Here is a 1,263-nt window from a genome sequence, read left to right on the forward strand (position 1 = left end):
ACTACGTCCCGCGCACGGTCAAAACGCTGCTGTACATCTTCGGCGACATCGTGATGTTCATCGTGGCACTCGTCGCGATCTATTGGTCGTGGGAGACAGTCCACGTGTCCTGGAAATTCGGGTCTGTCACACACGGCCTGCGGATCAGCCAGGTCTTTTTCCTGATGGCGGTGCCGTTTGGCTTCGCGCTGGTCATCTTTCGGCTGGTGCAGTCCTTCCTCCGCGATATTGCCGACCTTCGAACGGGCCGTCCCGTCTACGAAGGCGACAAGCTGTTTGATTAAGGGAGGGCCTGAGCCATGATGTGGCAACAACTCGGCGGTCAAACGCTTGAACTTGGGTGGGATTTCTACGCCTCTGTCATTCTCTTCGTCGCTCTTGTCGCGCTCGCCGTTCCGGTCTGGGCCGCGATCGGCGCAGCATCGATCACAATGCTGATCATGTCCGGCGCATTGCCGCTGAGCCTTGTCGGTGAAAAGCTGTTCTCGGGCATCGATGCCTTCGCGCTGACCGCCGTACCGCTGTTCATCCTGACCGGCGACGTGCTTGTCCGAACCGGGCTCAGTCGAAAGTTTCTGGACGTCGCCGAAGCCCTGACCTGCTGGGCCAAGGGTGGCTTCGGTTCGGCCACCGTCCTGGTCTGCGGCATGTTCGCAGCGATCTCCGGGTCGGACGCAGCAGGTGCGGCAGCGGTAGGGCGGATGACTATCGACCGGCTGGTCGAGAGCGGTTATCCCCGCCCCTACGCCTGTGCTTTGGTCGCAGCAGGAGCCTGTACCGGCATCCTCATCCCGCCCTCTATCGCCTATATCATCATCGGCCTCGTGCTGGGCATAGCGGTCTCGACCTTGTTCCTTGCTGCGCTGATCCCCGGCCTTTTGATCTTGACGGCCATCCTGATCACCAACGTCGTGATGAACCGGCTGAACCTTTGGGAAGGCGGTGGCATGATGACCGCAGCTGAATGGCGCGCGAACCTGTGGAAGACGGTCAAGTCCGGCTGGTACGCTTTCCTTGTCCCCGGCATCATTTTCTACGGCATCTTCTCGGGGAAACTGACCCCGACGGAGGCAGGCGCTGTGGCGGTTGTCGTGACCATATTCATCGGGTTTATCCTGGGCACACTGAAATTGTCCGATTTCCCGGCCATGCTGGTCAGTTCGGCCAAGGTCAACGGTGTGATCCTTCCGATCATCGCCTTCTCGATCCCTCTAGCCGAAGCGCTTGCGATCATTGGCGTACCGCAGGGATTTGTCGGGGCTC

2 protein-coding genes are annotated in these 1,263 nt (G+C 60.0%); both read left to right on the plus strand.

Annotated features, from left to right (window positions below; translation table 11 throughout):
* Positions 1–284 (plus strand): TRAP transporter small permease (locus tag ACR0EL_RS21540; RefSeq protein WP_480502207.1); only part of this gene is annotated, 284 nt, incomplete at its 5' end.
* A 15-nt stretch (positions 285–299) separates the two neighbouring features.
* On the plus strand, positions 300–1,263 hold a 964-nt coding region (locus ACR0EL_RS21545), incomplete at its 3' end, for a TRAP transporter large permease (protein WP_480502209.1).

It is taken from the genome of Ruegeria sp. AH12 (assembly GCF_056541465.1).